The organism is Cellulomonas hominis (assembly GCF_014201095.1).
In the GTDB taxonomy this organism is placed as follows: domain Bacteria; phylum Actinomycetota; class Actinomycetes; order Actinomycetales; family Cellulomonadaceae; genus Cellulomonas; species Cellulomonas hominis.
Genome location: NZ_JACHDN010000001.1, coordinates 2,578,559 through 2,596,982, shown reverse-complemented (window position 1 = coordinate 2,596,982; position 18,424 = coordinate 2,578,559). Strand labels below are relative to the sequence as shown.

Annotated in this window: 17 protein-coding genes; 5 read left to right on the top strand and 12 right to left on the bottom strand. The window is 76.7% G+C overall.

Annotation, left to right across the window (positions count from 1 at the left end; all coding sequences use genetic code 11):
* Nucleotides 1-345 precede the first annotated feature (345 nt).
* Nucleotides 346-4,542 carry a S8 family serine peptidase gene (locus tag HNR08_RS12185; protein ID WP_146839792.1) on the top strand — a complete coding sequence of 1,399 codons (4,197 nt, stop codon included), beginning with the start codon at nt 346-348 and terminating at the stop codon, nt 4,540-4,542.
* Nucleotides 4,543-4,768: 226 nt separating this feature from the next.
* On the opposite strand, the gene HNR08_RS12180 is transcribed toward HNR08_RS12185, so the two are convergent.
* The 5 genes from HNR08_RS12180 to HNR08_RS12160 all read right to left on the bottom strand — a co-directional run bounded on the left by HNR08_RS12180 (nt 4,769) and on the right by HNR08_RS12160 (nt 9,298).
* Nucleotides 4,769-5,767: a 5'-3' exonuclease gene (locus tag HNR08_RS12180; RefSeq protein ID WP_246803144.1), complete on the bottom strand. Its 999-nt coding sequence runs from the start codon at nt 5,765-5,767 to the stop codon at nt 4,769-4,771.
* An 88-nt stretch (nt 5,768-5,855) separates the two neighbouring features.
* A complete protein-coding gene (locus HNR08_RS12175) occupies nt 5,856-6,377 on the bottom strand; it encodes a hypothetical protein (protein ID WP_146839794.1) in 522 nt (173 codons plus the stop codon).
* Between the two features lie 130 nt (nt 6,378-6,507).
* Nucleotides 6,508-7,872 (bottom strand): hypothetical protein, encoded by a 1,365-nt coding sequence (locus tag HNR08_RS12170; RefSeq protein WP_146839796.1) that lies wholly within the window; start codon nt 7,870-7,872, stop codon nt 6,508-6,510.
* Between the two features lie 110 nt (nt 7,873-7,982).
* On the bottom strand, nt 7,983-8,567 hold the full coding sequence (locus HNR08_RS12165; protein ID WP_371862399.1) for an RNA polymerase sigma factor: 585 nt from the start codon (nt 8,565-8,567) through the stop codon (nt 7,983-7,985).
* A gap of 101 nt (nt 8,568-8,668) precedes the next feature.
* Complete coding sequence (locus HNR08_RS12160) at nt 8,669-9,298, bottom strand: nucleotidyltransferase family protein (RefSeq protein ID WP_146839798.1); 630 nt, start codon at nt 9,296-9,298, stop codon at nt 8,669-8,671.
* A gap of 57 nt (nt 9,299-9,355) precedes the next feature.
* On the opposite strand from HNR08_RS12160, the gene HNR08_RS12155 reads away from it, so the two are divergent.
* Nucleotides 9,356-10,126: an endonuclease/exonuclease/phosphatase family protein gene (locus HNR08_RS12155; RefSeq protein WP_146839800.1), complete on the top strand. Its 771-nt coding sequence runs from the start codon at nt 9,356-9,358 to the stop codon at nt 10,124-10,126.
* A 13-nt stretch (nt 10,127-10,139) separates the two neighbouring features.
* Here HNR08_RS12155 and HNR08_RS22390 read toward each other — a convergent pair whose 3' ends face one another.
* Entirely contained in the window at nt 10,140-10,586 is a 447-nt protein-coding gene (locus tag HNR08_RS22390) for an ATP-binding protein (RefSeq protein ID WP_146839801.1), read from the bottom strand.
* 141 nt (nt 10,587-10,727) lie between these two features.
* Here HNR08_RS22390 and HNR08_RS12145 point away from each other — a divergent pair, with 141 nt between their 5' ends.
* Nucleotides 10,728-12,155: a DHA2 family efflux MFS transporter permease subunit gene (locus HNR08_RS12145; RefSeq protein ID WP_146839803.1), complete on the top strand. Its 1,428-nt coding sequence runs from the start codon at nt 10,728-10,730 to the stop codon at nt 12,153-12,155.
* Nucleotides 12,156-12,202: 47 nt separating this feature from the next.
* Nucleotides 12,203-12,448, top strand: coding sequence for a hypothetical protein (locus HNR08_RS12140; protein WP_146839805.1), 246 nt, complete (start codon nt 12,203-12,205; stop codon nt 12,446-12,448).
* Between the two features lie 11 nt (nt 12,449-12,459).
* On the opposite strand, the gene HNR08_RS12135 is transcribed toward HNR08_RS12140, so the two are convergent.
* From HNR08_RS12135 to HNR08_RS12110, 6 genes are read right to left on the bottom strand one after another with little or no spacing between them, the layout of a single operon-like run.
* On the bottom strand, nt 12,460-13,323 hold the full coding sequence (locus HNR08_RS12135; RefSeq protein ID WP_246803145.1) for a MurR/RpiR family transcriptional regulator: 864 nt from the start codon (nt 13,321-13,323) through the stop codon (nt 12,460-12,462).
* Nucleotides 13,301-14,155: a phosphonate ABC transporter, permease protein PhnE gene (gene phnE, locus HNR08_RS12130; RefSeq protein ID WP_371862400.1), complete on the bottom strand. Its 855-nt coding sequence runs from the start codon at nt 14,153-14,155 to the stop codon at nt 13,301-13,303. Before phnE (HNR08_RS12130) ends, HNR08_RS12135 begins: the two co-directional genes overlap by 23 nt.
* The gene (gene phnE / locus HNR08_RS12125; RefSeq protein ID WP_146839807.1) at nt 14,152-14,979 is read right to left on the bottom strand and encodes a phosphonate ABC transporter, permease protein PhnE; all 828 of its coding nucleotides are present in this window, start codon (nt 14,977-14,979) and stop codon (nt 14,152-14,154) included. Before phnE (HNR08_RS12125) ends, phnE (HNR08_RS12130) begins: the two co-directional genes overlap by 4 nt.
* On the bottom strand, nt 14,976-15,809 hold the full coding sequence (phnC, locus tag HNR08_RS12120; RefSeq protein ID WP_146839809.1) for a phosphonate ABC transporter ATP-binding protein: 834 nt from the start codon (nt 15,807-15,809) through the stop codon (nt 14,976-14,978). The genes phnE (HNR08_RS12125) and phnC overlap by 4 nt, the downstream gene beginning before the upstream one ends.
* Nucleotides 15,806-16,789, bottom strand: coding sequence for a phosphate/phosphite/phosphonate ABC transporter substrate-binding protein (gene phnD, locus HNR08_RS12115; protein ID WP_146839811.1), 984 nt, complete (start codon nt 16,787-16,789; stop codon nt 15,806-15,808). Before phnD ends, phnC begins: the two co-directional genes overlap by 4 nt.
* Nucleotides 16,786-17,559, bottom strand: coding sequence for an HAD family hydrolase (locus HNR08_RS12110; RefSeq protein ID WP_183835026.1), 774 nt, complete (start codon nt 17,557-17,559; stop codon nt 16,786-16,788). Before HNR08_RS12110 ends, phnD begins: the two co-directional genes overlap by 4 nt.
* A gap of 166 nt (nt 17,560-17,725) precedes the next feature.
* Between HNR08_RS12110 and HNR08_RS12105 the strand changes: the two genes are divergently transcribed.
* On the top strand, nt 17,726-18,421 hold the full coding sequence (locus HNR08_RS12105) for an amino acid deaminase (protein ID WP_146839813.1): 696 nt from the start codon (nt 17,726-17,728) through the stop codon (nt 18,419-18,421).
* Nucleotides 18,422-18,424 lie beyond the last annotated feature (3 nt).

The following is an 18,424-nucleotide window of genomic DNA, read 5'->3' as shown; positions in this document are numbered from 1 at the left end:
GCCGCGCGGCGGGCATGCTGTCACTCACGGTCGTCGAGGTTAGGCACCGGACCTCGGGGCCGTTGGGGAGGGCCGCGACGAGAACGCGAAGATGCCGTGACGATCGGGGTGCGCGATCTTCACCGGATGCGCACACGCGGAACCCCGTCCGGGCGACGCCGTCGGCGTGCCGGATGTGGCCCAGATCACCGATTCTGCCGGACCTGTGCGGGGGCTGAGCGGGCAATCTGTGGCGAAACCGTGACGAATCGCCCGGAAGTTTGTACGGTGAGCCCGGTCACCCTCGCTATGACGGGCAGTCACGCCACGGGTGCACGTCTGGTCCTGCCGGAAGAACGGATTCCCATGCCGCGTCGCTCGCTCCGTGCCTCGCTGACCGTCCTGGCGCTCGCCGCCACCACCACGCTCGGGGCAGGGGGCGCGGCCACCGCCGCGACGCTGCCGCTGGACCGGTCCGCCGCCCCGCCCGGCGGCCTGGCGACCGGTGCCGGCGACCCCGTCGCGCCCGACGACGTCCTGGCGGCGGCGTCGGGCAAGGTCGCCCCCGGGCTGGCCGAGGCCGACGGACCGGTCACCGCGTTCGTCCAGCTCGACGCCCCGTCCGGGCTCGACGTGGCCGAGGACGGCGGCGACGCCGCGGCCGTCCAGGAGGCCGCCGCGCAGGTGGAGCAGGTCGCCGAGGAGGTCGTGCCCGCCGAGGCCGGCGCCACCGCCCGCGCCGCGACGCCCCAGCGCATCGCCACCCTGTCGAACCTGGTCTCCGGCACCCTGGTCACCGGCGACGCCGCGCAGGTCCGGGAGCTCGCCGGGTCCGACGACGTCGTCGCGGTGTACCGGGTGACCACGAAGTCCGCCGACAACTCCTCGTCCGACGCGTTCACCCGGGCCCTGCAGGTCTGGCAGGACACCGGCGAGACCGGCGAGGGCGTCCGCATCGGCGTCATCGACACCGGCCTCGACTACACGCACGCCGACTTCGGCGGCCCCGGCACGGCCGAGGCGTACGCGGCGGCCTACGGCGAGGACGGCACCGGGCCCGTGCCGGACGGGCTGTTCGACCCCGCCAAGTACCTGGGCGGCTACGACTTCGCCGGCCCGCTGTACGACGCGGACCCCGCCTCCGAGCTGCCGGGCGCGACCACGACGCCCACCCCGGACGCGAACCCGATCGACTCGCTCTACACCTCCGACAACTCCGGGCACGGCACGCACGTGGCCGGCACCGCCACCGGCTACGGCGTGCAGCCGGACGGCACCACGTTCCGCGGCGACTACGCGAGCCTGACGGACCTGTCCGGCTGGCAGGTCGGCCCCGGCTCCGCCCCCGGCGCGGGTCTCTACGCGCTCAAGGTCTTCGGCGACATCGGCGGGTCCACGGACCTGACCGGCCTCGCGCTCGACTGGGCCGCCGACCCCGACGGCGACGGCGACTTCTCCGACCACCTCGACGTGGTGAACCTGTCGCTCGGCGCCTCCGCCACCCCGTCCGACGACCCGGACAACCTGCTGATCGACCGGCTGGCCGACCTCGGGACGCTCGCGGTGCTGTCCGCGGGCAACTCGTCCGACATCACGGACGTCGGCGGCTCCCCCGGCTCCGCGGCCTCCGGCCTGACCGTCGCGAACTCCGTCGGCAGCCCGCAGACCTACGACGGCGTCGAGGTCACCGCGGCGCCCGACCCGGCGCTCGTGCGGACCTGGTCCGCGCAGAACTCCATCGCCTACGCCGGCACGGCGGACGTGACGGCGCCCGTCGTGTACCTGGGCGACGACGTCGACGGCTGCACCCCGCTGGACGACTACGCGGCGCAGGTCGCCGGGAACATCGTCTACCTGTGGTGGGACGACGACGACGCCACCCGGGCCTGCGGGTCCGTCGCCCGGTGGACCGCCGCCGAGGCCGCCGGCGCGGTCGGCGTGCTGATCGGCACCGAGCAGACGGTGTTCTCGGCCGGGATCTCGGGCACCGCCACGATCCCCGGCGCCCAGCTCACCGCGTCCTCCACCGATGCCCTGCTGCCCGCGATCCAGGCCGGCGGCGTCGTCGCGCACCTCGGCCCGTCGCTCGCCGCCTCGGTGGTGGCCGACGAGATCGCCGACGCCCTCAACCCGGGCTCGTCCCGCGGCGCGCACGGCTCGCTCGGCATCATCAAGCCGGACGTCGCGGCGCCCGGCACGCTGATCTTCTCGGCCGCCTCCGGCACCGGGAACGCCGCGCAGTCGCTGTCCGGCACCTCGATGGCCGCCCCGCACGTCGCGGGCATCGCCGCGCTGGTCCGGGCCACCCAGCCGGGCTGGACGCCCGCGCAGGTCAAGGCCGCGGTGATGAACACGGCCACGCACGACGTCTGGACCGGCGCGGGCCGGTCCGGCACCGCCTACGGCCCGCAGCGCGTGGGCTCGGGCCGGGTGGACGCCCGCGCCGCGGTGGCCGACACGGTGCTCGCCTACGGCTCGGAGGACCCGGACCAGGTGTCCGTGACCTTCGGCGTCGTCGACGTCGGCGCCCAGCCGGTCACGCTGCGCAAGACCGTCACCGTGCAGAACACCGGCGCATCGGCGGTCACCTACGGCACGCAGTTCGAGGCGGCGACCACCACGGGCGGCGCGGCGATCACCACGTCGCCGGCGTCCGTCACCGTCCCCGCCGGCCAGCAGCGCCTCGTGACGCTCACCTTCACGGCCGACCCGGCGACGCTCGAGCGCGAGCTCGACCCGACGTCGGCGGCGTCGCAGGGCGGCGTGCCCCGCGAGTACGTCGCGGCGCTGTCCGGGCGGCTGGTCCTGACCGCGGGCGACGCCGAGCTGCGGGTCCCGGTGCAGGCCGCCCCGCGGCTCGTGTCCGAGCTGACCGCCGACCCGGTGTCCTTCGCGGACGCCGGCGCGACCACCGCGCCGCTCACCCTGTCCGGGCGCGGTGTGGCCACCGGAGGGTGGACGTCGCTCGTCGCCCCGCTGACGCTCGCGGCCACCAGCCCGAAGCTCGAGGACGTCCCCGGCTTCGTCACCTCCCCGTCGTCGATCGCCTCCGGCGACCTGCGCTGGGTCGGCTGGACCTCCACCGCCCCGCAGCACGCGGCGGCGGGCGGCGACCCGGCCGACGGGTACCTCGGGGTCGGCATCGCGGTGGACGGCGACTGGGCCACGCTCGGCCAGTCCGTGTTCCCGACCGTCGACTGGGACCTGGACGCCGACGGGACGACCGACGCGCGGACCATCGTGCAGAAGCTCAGCGACGCCACCGACGTCACGGTCGCCGCGACGTTCGTGCCGGGCTCCGACCCCGTCGAGATCCTCGACATCCAGGCGGTCAACGGCGCGTTCGGGGACGTCGACACCACGGTGTTCGACAACTCCGTGCTGGTCGCGCCCGTCGGGATCGCCGCGCTCGGCCTCGAGCCCGGTGCCACGCCGACGGTCACGGTCCGCACGACGTCCGACTACGCCGCGGACCCGAGCGGCCAGATCGACGCCGTCGAGCCGTTCACGGTCGACCCGTTCGACCCGCCGTACTGGTTCGACGCCGGGGTCACCGACGCGCTCTGGTACGTCGGCTCGGACGCCACGGAGCTGACCGTGCACCGCTCGACCAGCACGGCGGCGCCGTCCGACCGGCTGCTCGTGCTGCACAGCCACAACGCCGACCCGACGACCCGGGCCCAGGTGCTCGACGTCACCGTGCCGGAGGCCACGCCGACGAGCACGACGCTCAAGGTCACCGGCCCGAAGCAGGTCGGCAAGGACGTCACCCTCACCGCGACGGTCTCCCCCGCGGAGGCCACCGGCACCGTGTCGTTCCGGGACGGCGAGACCGAGGTCGCCACGGCCCCCGTCAGCGGCGGGAAGGCCACGACCCCGGTCCGGCTCGGCGGCGGGACACACAGCCTCACCGCCGTCTACGTGCCCGACTCCGGGACGTGGGCCGGGTCGACGTCGGACGCCGTCGCCGTCGAGGTGAAGCAGGCCGGCTCGACCACGAAGGTCACGCTGTCGCAGAACTCGGGGCGCTACGGCTCCCCGGTCAGCGCCACCGTCACCGTCACGGGCCAGGGCGCCGTCCCGGCCGGCACCGTCGAGATCCGCGAGCGCGACGCCGTGCTCGGGACCGCGGAGCTCGTCGCCGGTGCGGGCACCACGGCGACCGCCACGGTCGAGCTGCCGCGCGACCTCAAGGCGGGGTCGCACACGCTGACCGCCGTGTACGCCGGCAGCGCGGACGTCCAGGGCTCGCACAGCCAGCGGGCGTACCGCGTGCAGGCCGCCACCCCGCGGATCGCGCTCGGCACGCCGTCCTGGACGGTGGCGCCCGGCGCGACCCCGGAGGTCACCGTCACCGTCACCGGGGTCGAGGGCGGGCCGGTGCCGGGCGGCAAGGTCACGCTGCTCGCCGGGCTGCGGCCGGTCGCGACCGTCGCCCTCACGGACGGTGCCGCGACGGTCACCCTGCCCGCCGTGCAGCGCAGCACCACGCTCACCGCGCTCTACACCGGCGACGGCGGCTACGCGCCGACGCTCACCGTGGGGGTGCTGCGGGTGCGCTAGGGGGGCGCACCGCACGCGGCGGTGCGGGGCCTGCGGCGGCGGGGGAACAACGCCGCGGGCCGCACCGCCGGCGGCGGCCGGACGTCCGGGGGGATCCAGGACGGCGGGTCGCACGGGAGGGGGTCACCGGGGGGCGGTGACCCCCTTCCTCGCGCATGCCCCGCCGCAGGCGCGCGCGAAGTGCCGGGGGCGGGGGGTGGGGTTGGCGGGGACGGGCGGTGGGCCGTCAGCGCTGGGCGAGGGCCGTCAGGACGCGGCGGACGCTGGACTCCAGGCCCCAGCGGGCGGTCAGGGTCAGGTCCACCAGCGCCTCGCCGTCGACCGGCTCGCGCGGCAGCCGGAACGCGTCCGGGTCGGCCGGCACGCCGGCCGCGCCCGCCAGCTCGACGGGGGCGTCGGCGGCCACCCGCACGACGCCCGGCGCGACGGCCAGGTAGGCCTCGGCCTCGGCCAGGCGGCGGCGCTGGGTGGCCGTCAGGCCCGGGTCGCCGGCGTCGCGGGCGGCCAGCAGCGCCGGGAGGTCGCCGTACCGGGCGAGCAGCGCAGCCGCCGTCTTCTCGCCGATGCCGGGGACGCCCGGCAGCCCGTCGCTCGGGTCGCCGCGGAGCACCGCCATGTCGGCGTAGGCGCCGCCCGACCCCACGGCGTACCGCTCCCGCAGCCGCGCGGCGTCCACGACCTCGAGGTCCTTGATGCCGCGGACCGTGTACAGCACCCGCACGCCCGCCGCGTCGTCGACGAGCTGGAACAGGTCCCGGTCCCCCGTCACCACGAGCACCGGCGTCCGCGACCCCGAGGCGACCTCGCGGGCGGTGAGCGTGCCGATGACGTCGTCCGCCTCGTACCCGGCGGCACCGGCCCGGGCGATGCCGAGCGCGGCGAGCACCTCCGCGATCACGGGGACCTGCGGGGCGAGCGTGTCCGGGACCTCCTCGGCCACGGGCCCGCCCGCCGCGGCGGCCTCTGCGCCGCCGACCACCCGGTGCGCCTTGTACGACGGGATCGCCGCCACCCGGAACGCCGGGCGCCAGTCCTCGTCCCAGCACGCCACGAGGCGCTCCGGCCGGTGGTCCGTCACCAGGCGGGCGATCATGTCGAGCAGCCCGCGGACCGCGTTCACCGGGGTGCCGTCCGGCGCCTTCACCGAGTCGGGGACGCCGAAGTAGGCGCGGAAGTACAGGGACGCGGAGTCGAGCAGCATCAGCGAGCCGGGGCGGGTGCTCATCGGGTCGGTCCTCCTGCGGTTCCGGGAATGGCCGCAGTCTCGCCGCTCCCCCGCCGCGACGCCAGCACCCCGGCCGGGGTCGCGCGGCTCACCGCCGGGCCGCGAGCCCCGCGAGGGTCAGCGCGACGGCGTCCTCGACGAACGCCCCGCGCCAGTCCGGCCCGGACCGCGCCGCGTGCGCGCGCCAGGCCGCCCCGCCCCAGGTGCCGACGGTGGAGAACAGGGCCGCGGTCGCCGCGGGGAGCCAGACCGCTCGGCCCCGCTGACGGGCGAGCGCGACCCCGCCGAACGCCGCCGCCACCGCCCGGCTCTGCGGCCCGGGCGGGTTCAGCCGGCTGGGGGTGCTGGGCAGCTTGTCGCCGGTCAGCTCAGCGACGACGCCGAGCCGCGCGAGCAGGCGGCCGAGCGCGTGGCTGCCGGGGTCCGCGAGCGTCGGCGCCGCGAGCGCCAGCGACGCCCGGCTGCCCGAGGCGACGCCGAGCAGCGCGGACCGCAGCAGCAGCCCCGCCCCGCTCCCGTGCGCCGCGTCCCGGGGCAGCGCCACGGTCGGGTCGGCGGGCACGGGGCCCGGTCCGGCGTGCTGGCTGCGGTGGTGGTGTCGTCGGCCCATGCCACGACCGTGGCCCGGACCGCGGGCGCCGGCAACCGGGGCGCCGACGCGCGGACGGGACGGGTCCCTCCGACCCGTCCCGTCCGCCCTGCGCCCGGCCGCCCTCCACGGCCGGTCCCCGGTCAGCCGGTCACCCGGCGAGGTCCAGGGAGTCCTCGTCGACCGCGATGACGCTCCACGTGGCGTCGTCGGTGTCGGTCAGCTCGTACGCGGGCACCAGCACCGCCGCGCCGTCCGCCTGGTAGAGCAGCGTCAGGCCGAGGCGCGCGCCGGTCAGCGTCACCTGCTGCACCGGCCAGGCGATCGGGTCGCCCGGGGTCGCGGTGGGCGGGACGGTCGGGTCGGCGGACGGCGAGACGGCGGAGTCGTCGGCGATCTCCGCGCGCATCAGCGGCATGACCCCGCCCCAGCCCGACCCGAACCGCGGGTCGTTCAGCCGGGCCGCCGCCGTCACGGCGCCGACCACCGGGTACTCGCCGAGATCGACCAGCGGGGCGAGGAAGCCGTACAGCGACTGGACGCCGTCGGCGACCAGGGTGACGTTCCACGAGAGCCCGGTGCGCTGCCCGTCGACCACCTGGTACGCCAGCACCGTCGTGGCGCGGGTCGTGCCCGTGTCGGTGGTCTCGTACTCGAACCCGGCCGGGTCGACGCCCAGCGACGCGAGCAGCTCGCGGGTCTGCGCCACGGCTGCGTCCGACCCGGGCCCGTCGCCGAGCGACGGGTCGCAGCTCGGCCCGGTCAGCGACGGGTCGACCGGGACCACGAGCGACGGGTCGAGCATCTCGGGGGTCGCCTCGGCGATCCCCCCGTCGGGGGTGTCCGACGCCGACGCCGTGCAGGACCAGGGATCGCGGGAGGAGTCGAAGTAGCTGATGCTCGCGGTGCCGTCCGGCTGCAGCGAGACCGACGGGGCCGAGCCGTCCTGCGGCCCGACGACCCAGGAGCCGTACTGCAGCGTCGGCTCCCCGGCCACGCCGAGCACCGACGCGACCCGCGCGGCGGTCTCCGCAGAGAACACCGCCGCGGCGTCCAGCGCCCACGCGTGCGCCGTGCCGGCGTCGTCCGGCAGGCCCGAGGCGGTGAACTCCGCGCGGGCGCCGAAGCCGGGGCCGATGCGCATGTCCGTCGCGGCGGACTCGGCGTCGGCGGCACCCACCATCGGCATCGCGCCGCCGCCCAGGGCGATCACGGGCGCCGCGCCCGGTCCGGACCCGTCGTCGCCGGAGGCGCCGACCGCGTAGCCGCCGGCACCGGCGACCAGCGCGGCCCCGACGCCGACGGCCGCGACCTGCAGCCAGCGGGCCCGCCGGCGGGACGTCAGCGTCGTGACGCCGGCCAGCTCGGCCGGGGCGTCCTCCCCGGCCGTGCGGCGAGCCACCTCGGCACGCAGGGCGTCGACGTCCAGCCGGGCGTCCGCGGCGGGGTCGGCCGCGCTGAGCCGGGCGAACGCCTCGTCGCCGGCGGGGGTGCTCGGGTGCTGGGGCTCGTCCACGATGGCCTCCTGGGTTCCTGGCGCCCGCGCGGTCCACCCGCGGGGCGCGTCCACCCCCTCTGTGTCGCCGGCCCGCGGGGTCTTGCACCCGGGGTCGGCCGCGCGTCGCCTCAGTCGGCGGGCCAGGCCTCGCGCAGCCGGGACCGGGCGCGCGACAGCGCGGCGTCCGCCCCGCCGCGGGTCACGCCGAGCACGAGCGCGAGGTCGTCGCCCGCCAGGCCCTCCCACGCGGTGAGCAGCAGCACCTGGCGGTCGCGGGCGCTGAGGCCGGCCAGGACCTCGCGGACCCGCTCGTCGCGCACCGCCTGCACCGCCGGGTCGGCGGGGTCGGGCTCGTCGGGCACGTCGGCCACCGGGACCGGACGGCCCTTGCGCCGGTGGTTGGCCAGCACGAACCCGGCGGTCCGGTACAGCCAGGCGAGCTCCATCCCCGCGGGCAGCTCCTCGCGCCGCCGCCAGGCCACCGTCAGGACGTCGGCGGCCAGGTCCTCGGCGTCGCCCGCGGCGCCGCGGCGCAGCAGGTACCGGTGCACGGCCGGGGCGTGCCGGCGGAACAGGTCGTCGAACCAGGCCTCGTCGCGGGGGTCGGGGGCCGCGTCGGGCACCCGCCCGGGCACGGGCGCGGCCGGCCGCGGCTCGTCGTCGGCGGTCGGCCCGGCGGTCGGCCCGGCGGCAGGCTGCTGGCGGCTGTGCACGCGATCCCCGTTCGGTCGGCCGGCGCCTGGGACGGGCCGGTGTCCCTACTGTGTCGCGTGCCGTCCCCGTCTTGCACCGGTCCGCGGGGAAGTTCCGGGCGTCAGCGCGGCTCGGGGCCGACCGGTGAGATGCCGAGCTCGTGCACGAGCAGCAGGAACGCCCGGCCGTACGGCGTCGCCGCGGTCTCCCGCCGCACCCGGTGCCAGTCGACCTGCTCCCGCAGGGCCCGGACCATCGCGATCATCCGCGTGAAGTCGCAGTAGTGCTCCCCGAAGACCCGCATCTTCGCCGACACGATGTCGGTCGCGTCGAGCACCGGCATCCGGACCGCGAGCACCTCCATCGTGTCGCTGCGGTCGAGCATCTCCCGGGTGATCGGCTCGCCGACCATCCGGAACAGCACGTCCACGAGGGCGCCGTGGTGGTACGCCTTGAACAGCCAGTTCTCCGCGGGCTCGCGGACGTCCAGCCCGGCGGCGGCGATGGCCTCCTGCGCGCGGGGCACGTCCTCCTCGGGCACCGCGAAGTCCGCGTCGTGGCTGGGCTCCGGCGCCCCGCGCGCCCACGCGGCGTACCCGCCCACCAGCGCGAACGGGATCCCGGCCTCCTCCAGCGCGACCGCGGTCAGGCGCAGCGCGTCCTGCAGCGCGGTGCGCGGGTCGGGCGGGGCCGCCGCTCCCGTGCGCACCTCCGCCCCGGCGCTGTCGGCGGCCTGCGACTCGTGGCTCATGCCTGGTTGTGTACACGACGACAGGCGCGTCCGCAGGACGACGGGAAGAATCGCCGCGTGCGACTCGCGACGTTCAACATCCTGCACGGGCGCGGCCTGAGCGACGGCAAGGTGGACCTCGACCGGTTCGCCGGCGCCGTGCGCGGGCTCGACGTCGACGTCCTCGCGCTCCAGGAGGTCGACCGCGACCAGCCGCGGTCGCACCAGGCCGACCTCACGGCGGTCGCCGCCGAGGCGATGGGCGCGGACGAGCACCGGTTCGTGGCCACGCTGCACGGCCACCCCGGGACCTGGACCGCGGCCACCGGCGAGGACCAGCCGTCGATCGCCGCCTACGGGATCGCGCTGCTCAGCCGGCACCCGGTGTCGTCGTGGCGGGTGCTCACGCTGCCGACGCTGCGCCGCCGCGTCCCCATGGTGCACCGCGGGACCCGGCGCGCGTCCCTGGTGCAGGACGAGCAGCGGGCCGCGCTCGCCGCCGTCGTCGAGACCCCCGAGGGCCCGGTGACGGTCGTCGCGACGCACCTGACCTTCATCACCGCGTGGAACGTCGTGCAGCTCCGGCACCTGGTGCGGGCGTGCCGCGCGCTCCCCCGGCCGCTCGCCGTCGTCGGGGACCTCAACCTCGAGGGCACCGCGCCCGCGCGCATCTCGGGCTGGCGGTCGGTGGGCCGGGTGAACACGTTCCCCGTCCAGGTGCCGGACCGGCAGATCGACCACGTGCTGCTCGACGGCGACGTGGTGCCGTCCAGCGAGCCGGTCGCGGTGGACACCGGGATGTCGGACCACCGGGCCCTGGTCGTGGACCTGGCGGTCGGGCGGGGCTGAGCGGGGAGCGCTCTCAGTCCGCCTCGGGGTCGACCAGGAACCACACCGTCTTGCCGTCCGCGCCGTGCGAGTCGACGCCCCAGGTCCGCGACAGCGCCTCGACGAGCGCCATCCCGCGGCCGCTGACCGCCGTGGGCGCCGGGTGCTGCACCTGCGGGCGGGCCGGGCTCGCGTCGGTCACGGCCACGCGCACCCCCCGGTGGTCGATCCGGATCGCGACCCGCACGCGGCCGTGCTCGGGTCCGTGCACGACGGCGTTCGCCACGACCTCGCCGGTCAGCAGCTCGATCACCTGGTTCGCGGAGCCCTGCACGCCGGACGCGGCGACCCGGTGCATGATCCAGTGCCGCGCCGCGCGGGGGGCCGAGCGCCGGGCGTCGAGGACGAGCTCGTCGTGCTCCGCGCGCGCGTCCGCGCGCCTCGCTCCCGGCGCCGAACGAAGGTCCCTGACGTCACCCACCCGCCTACTGTGCCCGACGGAGCGCCGGTCTGCTGCGCGAACGACACGCCGGCCCCCGCGCGGGGCGCCGTCGGCGGGGGTTCCCGGGGCGCCGCGGCGACCGTACTGTCGCAGGGCACGACGGCGTGGAGGGAGGGGGCGATGGCCGGCACCGGAGCAGCGCCCGCGCTGACCCTCGGCACCACCGCGGGCCGCGGGACGCTGCTCGCGACCGTCCTCGGCTCGGCCCTGGTGTTCCTCGACGGGACGATCGTCGGCATCGCGCTGCCCGCCATCGCCGAGGACCTCGGGGCCACCACCGCCGGCCTCCAGTGGACCGTCAACGGCTACGCGCTGACGCTGGCGGCGCTGCTGCTGCTCGGCGGCTCGCTCGGGGACAGGTTCGGGCGCCGCCGGGTCTTCGTCGTCGGCACGGTCGCGTTCGCCGCCGCGTCGGTGCTGTGCGCGCTCGCGCCGACCGTCGGGCTGCTCGTGGCCGCGCGGGCGCTGCAGGGCGTCGGCGGCGCGCTGCTCACCCCGGGGTCGCTCGCGATCCTCCAGGGGTCGTTCGCGGAGGACGACCGCGCGCGGGCCATCGGGGCGTGGTCGGGGCTGAGCGGGGCGGCCGGGGCGATCGCGCCGTTCCTCGGCGGGTGGATCGTCGAGCAGGCGGGCTGGCGGTGGGTGTTCGGCATCAACATCCCGCTGGCGGCGCTGGTCGTGGTCGTGGCGCTGCGCTGGGTGCCCGAGTCCGCCGACCCGCAGGCCTCCCCGCGGCTGGACTGGCTCGGGACCGCGCTGGCCGGGCTCGGGCTCGGCGCGCTGACCTGGGCCCTGACGGCGTGGTCGGAGCGCGGGGCCCTGACCGGGCAGGTGGCCGCCGTCGGGGCCGTCGGGGTGCTCGCCCTGGGCGGGTTCGTGCTCGCGGAGGCCCGGTCGGACCACCCGGCGCTGCCCCTGCGGCTGTTCCGCTGGCGGCCGTTCGCGGCGGTGAACCTCGCGACCCTGCTGATCTACGCGGCGCTCACCGGGATCTTCTTCTTCCTGCCCGTCACGCTGCAGGTGGTCACCGGGTGGTCCCCGCTCGCCGCGGGGGTGGCCGCCCTGCCGGCGACGCTGCTCATGCTGCTGCTGTCCGCGCGCGGCGGGGCGCTCGGGGCGCGGATCGGCCCGCGGATCCCGATGACCGTCGGCCCGCTGCTGGCCGGGGCCGGCGCGCTGCTGCTGGCGGGGATCGGGCCGGGGACGTCGTACGTGACGGGGGTCCTGCCCGGTGTCGTGGCCGTGGGGGCGGGCCTGGTGCTGACCGTCGCCCCCCTGACGGCGACGGCCCTGAGCGCGGCCCCCGACCACCTGGCCGGGGTGGCGTCCGCGACGAACAACGCGGTCGCCCGCGTGGCCGGCCTGCTCGCGGTGGCGGTCCTCCCCCTCGTCGCGGGGGTGGGCGCGGGCCTCTCGGACCCCGCGGTCCTGGCGGACGCCCACCCGCGGGCGATGCTGGCGTGCGCGCTCCTGATGGCGGCAGGCGCCACGGTCTCGGCGGTCGCGATCCCGCGCACGGCGGCGGCCGTCCGCCCGCCGGACGCCTAGCCTAGCTGGCGGCGCGCGTGTCGGTGGGGTGGGGCACGATGGCGCGCATGCCCGACTACGTCGCCCACCTGACCGTCCCCGACGTGCCCGACGACGAGACCCGGGCCGGGATGGCCGACGCGCTCGGCGCGCTGCGGGACGACGCCCCGCCCGGGTTCGCGGGCGGCCGGGTGACGTTCGACCTGCGCGGCGAGGCGCCGGACCTGGAGACCGCCGTGCGGGCGGCGCACACGCACGCGGCGGAGATCCTGGACGACCTCGCGTGGGAGGTCGACGTCGAGGTCCTGGGCTAGGCCCGGTCACGTCAGTCCGCGAGGTTCTCGCTCAGGATGTCGAGGACGTCGTCGTGCACGGCCTGCGCGCGGGAACCGGACCGTGCGGCGACGATCCCCGCCAGCGACTCGACGAGCACCGCGAGCGCGATCCGCGACGTGCGCTCGAGCTCGTGCCGGAACGTCGCCGCCGCGGGCGCCACCACGAGCTCGACGTCCGCCAGCTCGGCGAGCGGCGACCCCCGGAACGACGTCACGACGACCAGCGCGGCTCCCCCCTGCCGGGCCGCGCGCGCCACCTTGAGCGTCGCCTCGTTCGCGCCGGACCCGCTGAGCACCACGCAGCCGTCGCCGGCCCGCAGCCCGCGCGCGGCGATCTGCTGCCCGATCGAGTCGGCGACCACCTCCGCGGGCCGGCCCACGGCGGTCAGCCGCATCGCCATGTCGGTGGCCAGCGGCGCGGACAGCCCGTTCGCGAGCACCAGCAGCCGGCGGGACCCGGTGAGCACCCCGACGGCGCGTTCGACGGTGTCCTCGTCGAGCATCGCCGTGACCTGCGGGAGGGCGGCCGCGAGCGCCGCGATGTCCGCCCGCAGCCGGCCCAGGGCGCTGCTGCCGTAGTCGACGTCGGCGTCCCGGTGCGCGAGCTCGGCGGCCAGCGCCACCCGCAGCTGCGGGTACCCCTTGTAGCCGATGGCCTGGCAGGCCCGCACGACGGTGGACCGGCCGACGCCCACCCGGTCGGCGAGCTCCTGCGCGGTGCTCTCGACCAGCCGCTCCGGCTGCGCCAGCACCTCCTCGAGCACGCGCCGCTCGGAGGCGAGCACGGCCGGCAGGGCGGTGGCGATCCGCACCGTGGGGTGCGCGACGACCTCAGGGCTGGACGGCACGAGCACGCGCTCCCTCCATGATGCGGCGGCGCAGGGCGCCCGAGACGGCGTCGATCGTCACGGTCACGACGACCACCACGATCAGCAGCACCCCGACCGTCGACCACTCGCGGTACTGCGTGTAGGAGGTGAGCATGTCACCGATGCCGCCGACGCCGATCAGACCGAGCACGGCCGAGGACCGGACGTTGATCTCGAACCGGTACAGCCAGAACGACCCGAACGCGGGCAGCACCTCGGGCCACACGCCCCACCGCAGGACCTGCGCCCCGGAGCCGCCGGACGCCCGCACGGCCTCGACCGCGCCCGTGCCGATGCCCTCGATCGCCTCGTAGCCCCACTTGCCGAGGGTGCCGACGCCGTTGACGGCCAGCGCGAGCGCGCCCGTCAGCGGGGTGAGGCCGGTGACCGACAGGATGACGATCGCGATGATGATCTCCGGCACCGCCCGGATGACCGCGAACAGCAGCCGGAGCGCGCCGCGGACGGGGGCCGGGGCGTACCCCCGGGCGGCGACCAGGCTCAGCGGGGTCGCGACGACGATCCCGAGCACGGTGCCGAGCCAGGCCATCGCCACGGACTTCCAGGTCTGCGCCAGCGCCTCGGGCAGCCTCGTCCACTCCGGGTCGGCGAACATCAGCCCGAGGTACCGGACGATCTCGCCCGGCAGGTCGGTGACCCGCTCCCATGCGATGTCGACGGACCAGAACGCGAGCACGACGACCGCGACGACGGCGCCGGACAGCAGCCGCAGGCCGACCCGGGACGGGCGCGGCGGGAGCACCGGGGCGAGCAGGGCCGGGCGCGCGACGGCGGGCGCGGCAGCGGGGGCGGTCACACGAGCCTCCGGCGGGCGGCGCTGCTGACGGCCTCGAGGACGAGCACCACGACGAGGATCTCCAGGATGATGAGGGACAGCTGGTCGTACCGGTAGAACGACCGCACGGCGTCGATGAGCAGACCCATCCCGCCCGCGCCGACCAGGCCGAGCACGGACGACGCCCGCACGTTGAGCTCCAGCACGTACAGCAGCTGGGTGACGAAGCCGGGCAGCAGGTCGGGCACGGCGACGGCCCGGTTCACCTGCGTCTGCGTCCCGCCGGCGGCGAGTCCGGCCTCGAGCGCGCCGGTGTCGGACGCCTCGATCTGCTCGGACACGAGCTTGACGACGATGCCCACGTCGAACAGGACGAGCGCGAGGATGCCCGGCAGCGCGCCGACGCCGACCATCGCGACCAGCACGGACGCGTAGAGCAGGTCGGGCACCGCCCGCACGACGTTGAGCACCGCGCGGACCGACCCGCGCAGCACCCGGTTCGGGTCGGTGGTGCGCGCGGCCCACAGGCTGAGCGGCAGCGCGAGGACGCCGGACACGGCCGTGGCGATCACGGCCATCTGCAGCGTCTCCAGCAGCGGCGCGACGGTGCGCGGGAAGAACGACCAGTCGGGCTGGAGCAGCGCGAGCACCTTGTCGGCGCCGTTCTGCCAGTTGCGGACGAGCGCCCCGAGGTCGACCTCGACCCCGATGCCGGGGGCCAGGGTGAGCGCGGTGATCGCGAGCACGGCGGCCCAGCCGGCGGCGGCCTTCCAGCGGCCGGCGGGCCGGGGTGGCAGCACCGCCCGGGCGACGCGCGGGCCGGTCGCGCGGACGTCGGCGGTCATGCGCCGAGCACGTCGTCGGGGCGGATCGACCGGCCGTAGATGTCCTCGAACACCGCGTCGCTCGCGCCGGCCGCCGGGCCGTCGTAGACGACCGTCCCGGCCCGCAGCCCGATGAGCCGGGTGCCGTACTCGCGCGCGAGGTCGAGCAGGTGCAGGTTCACCACGACGGTGATGCCGAGCTCCCGGTTGATCCGCCGCAGGTCGGCCATCACGCCGTGCGCCGTCGGCGGGTCGAGGCTCGCGACCGGCTCGTCGGCCAGCACGGCGCGCGGCTGCTGGGCGAGCGCCCGCGCGATCGCGACGCGCTGCTGCTGCCCGCCGGACAGGTGCGCGGCGCGGTGCCAGGCCCGGTCGAGCATGCCGACGCGGTCGAGCGCCTCGCACGCGACCGCCTTGTCCGCGGCCGTGTGCGCGCCGAGCAGGGTGCGCCAGGTCGGCGCGTGCGCGACCCGGCCGACCAGGACGTTCTGCAGCACGGTCGCTCGCCCGGCCAGGTTGAAGCCCTGGAAGATCATCCCGACCTCGCCCCGCAGGGCGCGCAGCGACCGGCCGCGGGCCGCCGCGACGTCGTGCCCGCCGACCTCGACCGTGCCGGAGGTCACCGGCACCAGCCCGTTCAGCGTGCGGATGAGGCTGCTCTTGCCGGAGCCGGACAGGCCGACCACCGCGACCATCTCCCCCGCCGCGACGTCGAGCGACACCCCGTCCAGCGCCACGACGCCGTTCGGGTAGCGCACGACCACGTCGCGCAGGCGGACGGGCCACGGCGCGGGCGCCGGGACATCGGTCCCGGCACCCGCCTCCGCGACCCGCGACGCGGGTCCGCTCACTGCAGGCCGAGCTTCTCGGCCGCCCGGGCGACGACGTCCAGCGAGGACGGGTCGGCCGGCGCCAGCTTCGAGATGGAGTAGATGTCGGTCAGCACCTGCGAGCCCTCGGGGGTCTCCGAGTAGTCCGCGAGCGCCGTGGTGATCCGCTCCTGCAGCTCCGGCGACAGGCTCGCCGCCAGCGCCACGCCGTCGTTCGGGATCTCCTCGGTCAGGGCGAACACGACGACCTTCTGGCCGACGTCCGGGGTGTCCTTGACGACGATCGTGCGGGCGTCCCAGAACGAGAACCCGACCTCGGCGTCGCCGTTGTACACGGCGAGCACGGAGGCGTCGTTCGCGGTGACGGGGACCTGCTCGATGTCGGCGTCGGTGTCGAGGCCGGCCTCCTGCAGGGCCAGGACCGGGTAGATGTACCCGGCCGGCGACGCGGGGCCGAGCACCGAGACCTTGGCGCCCTCGACCTTCGTGATGCTGTCCAGGCCGGCGGGCCCCTGCAGGGCGTCGGCGCCGTTGCAGAACAGCATGCCGTCGCGCTCGACCGGAGTGTCGTCGCAGTACTTGTCCGGGTTGTTCGTCATGAACTGCGCGGGGTAGGAGATGTTGCCGTTGCGCTCGGTCTGCAGCACGACGGAGGCGTCGTACATGTCCGAGGCCTGCCAGAGCTGCAGGGACGGCAGGAAGCCGATCTGCGCCTGGTCGGCGCCCATGGCCTCGACGGCGGCCTGGTAGTCCTTCGACACCACGCCGGTGACCTCGATGCCGAGCTCCTCGGTGAGGAAGTCGGTCAGCGGCTTGGCCGTGTCCACCAAGCCGGACTGGTCCTGCGACGGCACCAGGGCGAGGGTGAGCGACGTCGGGTCGGCGGGGGTCTCGGCGGAGGTCGAGGAGGCCTCCGCGTCGCCGGACGAGCAGGCGGCGAGGGTGAGCGCGGCGGCGGCCAGCAGGGCGGCGCCGGGCAGGGCGTGCTTGGTCATGGTCATCCTTCACTCGTGGCCCGCGCGGGAACCCGCACGGGGGTCGACGGGACTGCGGGGTGGGGGTCGGTGCGCCCGCCCGAGCGGACCCAGGACCGCAGCGCCGGGTACAGCGCGGGCAGGTCCGGGACGGTCCAGGTGGGGCGGGCCTCCGGCGGCGGGCGCCGGGAGACGAGGGCGGTCGCGTGACCGCGGGCGGCGACGGGCGCCAGGTCGTTGGCCCAGACGTCCCCGACGGACAGCACCCGCACGGGGCCGTGCGGCGCCGCGCCCAGGGCGTCGAGCGCGGCGCCGAGGCCGCCGGGCTTGCCGACGTCGGTGAGGACGCGGTCGAAGAGGCCGCCGAGCCCGAGGCCGGCCAGCGTCGGGCTGAGCCGGATGGCCGGGGCGTTCGTCGCGAGGACGACGGTGGCCTCGGTGCGCAGCTCGGCGAGGACCGCGGCGAGGCCGGCCGGGGCGGCGACGGGAGCGTCCGCCGTGCCGAGCGCGTGCCGGCTCGCGAGGTACGCGGCGGACAGGGCCAGCGGGCCGACCCCGTGCCGCTCGGCGACGAGGCGGACCAGGTCGTACCCGTCCAGGGGCAGCGCGTGGGCCTCCGTGCCCGCCGTGGGGACCTCGGCCGCCTCGATCGCGGCCGCCGCCTCGTCCCGGAACGCCGCCGCCGCCACGGGCGGCAGGCTGCCGGCCGCCGCCCGGGCGTAGGCGTGCACGGGCCCGCTGCCGACGGCGACGGTGCCGTCGAAGTCGAGCAGCAGGAGCAGGTCGGATCGGGTCACGGATCGCCTCACGGACGGGGGCACGGGGCCCGGCTGACGCGTAGTCTGGACGCACCGTCCACGCTATGAGTCCTTCATGGACGAAAAGTCCGCCGGGCGGTGAACACCAGGCGAACTCTGTGCGGCGGGCGCATCCGTGCCCCTGACCTGCACCTACGGTTCCGGGGTGCTCCCCGACGCCCGCGCCCTCGACGCCCTGGACACCGCCGCCCTCGACGCTCCCGCCGACCCCGACGGCGTGCTGCGCCCCGACGGCCCGGTCGGCTGGCTCACCGCCCAGATCGACGCCGACCGGGCGCGCGGGACCTTCGGGCGGTGGGCGCGGTCGACCGTCGTGGACGAGCACACCGGCACCCCGGTGCTGGACCGGGCGGTGCTGGCGTGGTTGCAGCGCCGGGCCGGGCTGCCCGTGGAGTTCCCCGGCACCGACGCCGGGCTGGCGCACGTCTACGGCTACCTGCTGTCGACGGCCGCGACTCCGTTCGGGCTCAAACGCGACCGGTGGACCGGCGGGGCGCTGGAGCCCGCGCTCGGCCTGGAGCCGGGGCACCTGCTGCCGTGGCGCCGGCCCGGCGGGCGGACCCTGCTGGAGCGCGTCACGGACGTCGTCGTCCCGCTGCTCGCCGACCCGCCGGCAGGCGCGCTGCTGGTCCGGGACGACCCCGTCCCGGGGACGGCCGACGCCCTGCGCACGGTGGTGCACCGTGCGCAGGGCGTCGGGGGCGGCGCGCTCGTCTACGGGCTGGTGGGACCGGGCGGGACCCGCCCCGTCACCGTCTTCCCCGTCGACGCCTCGCCGCGGTGGCTCCGCGAGACCGGGTCCCTCCTCCCGGCGCCGCGGTACAACGTGCTGCTCGGCTGAGGC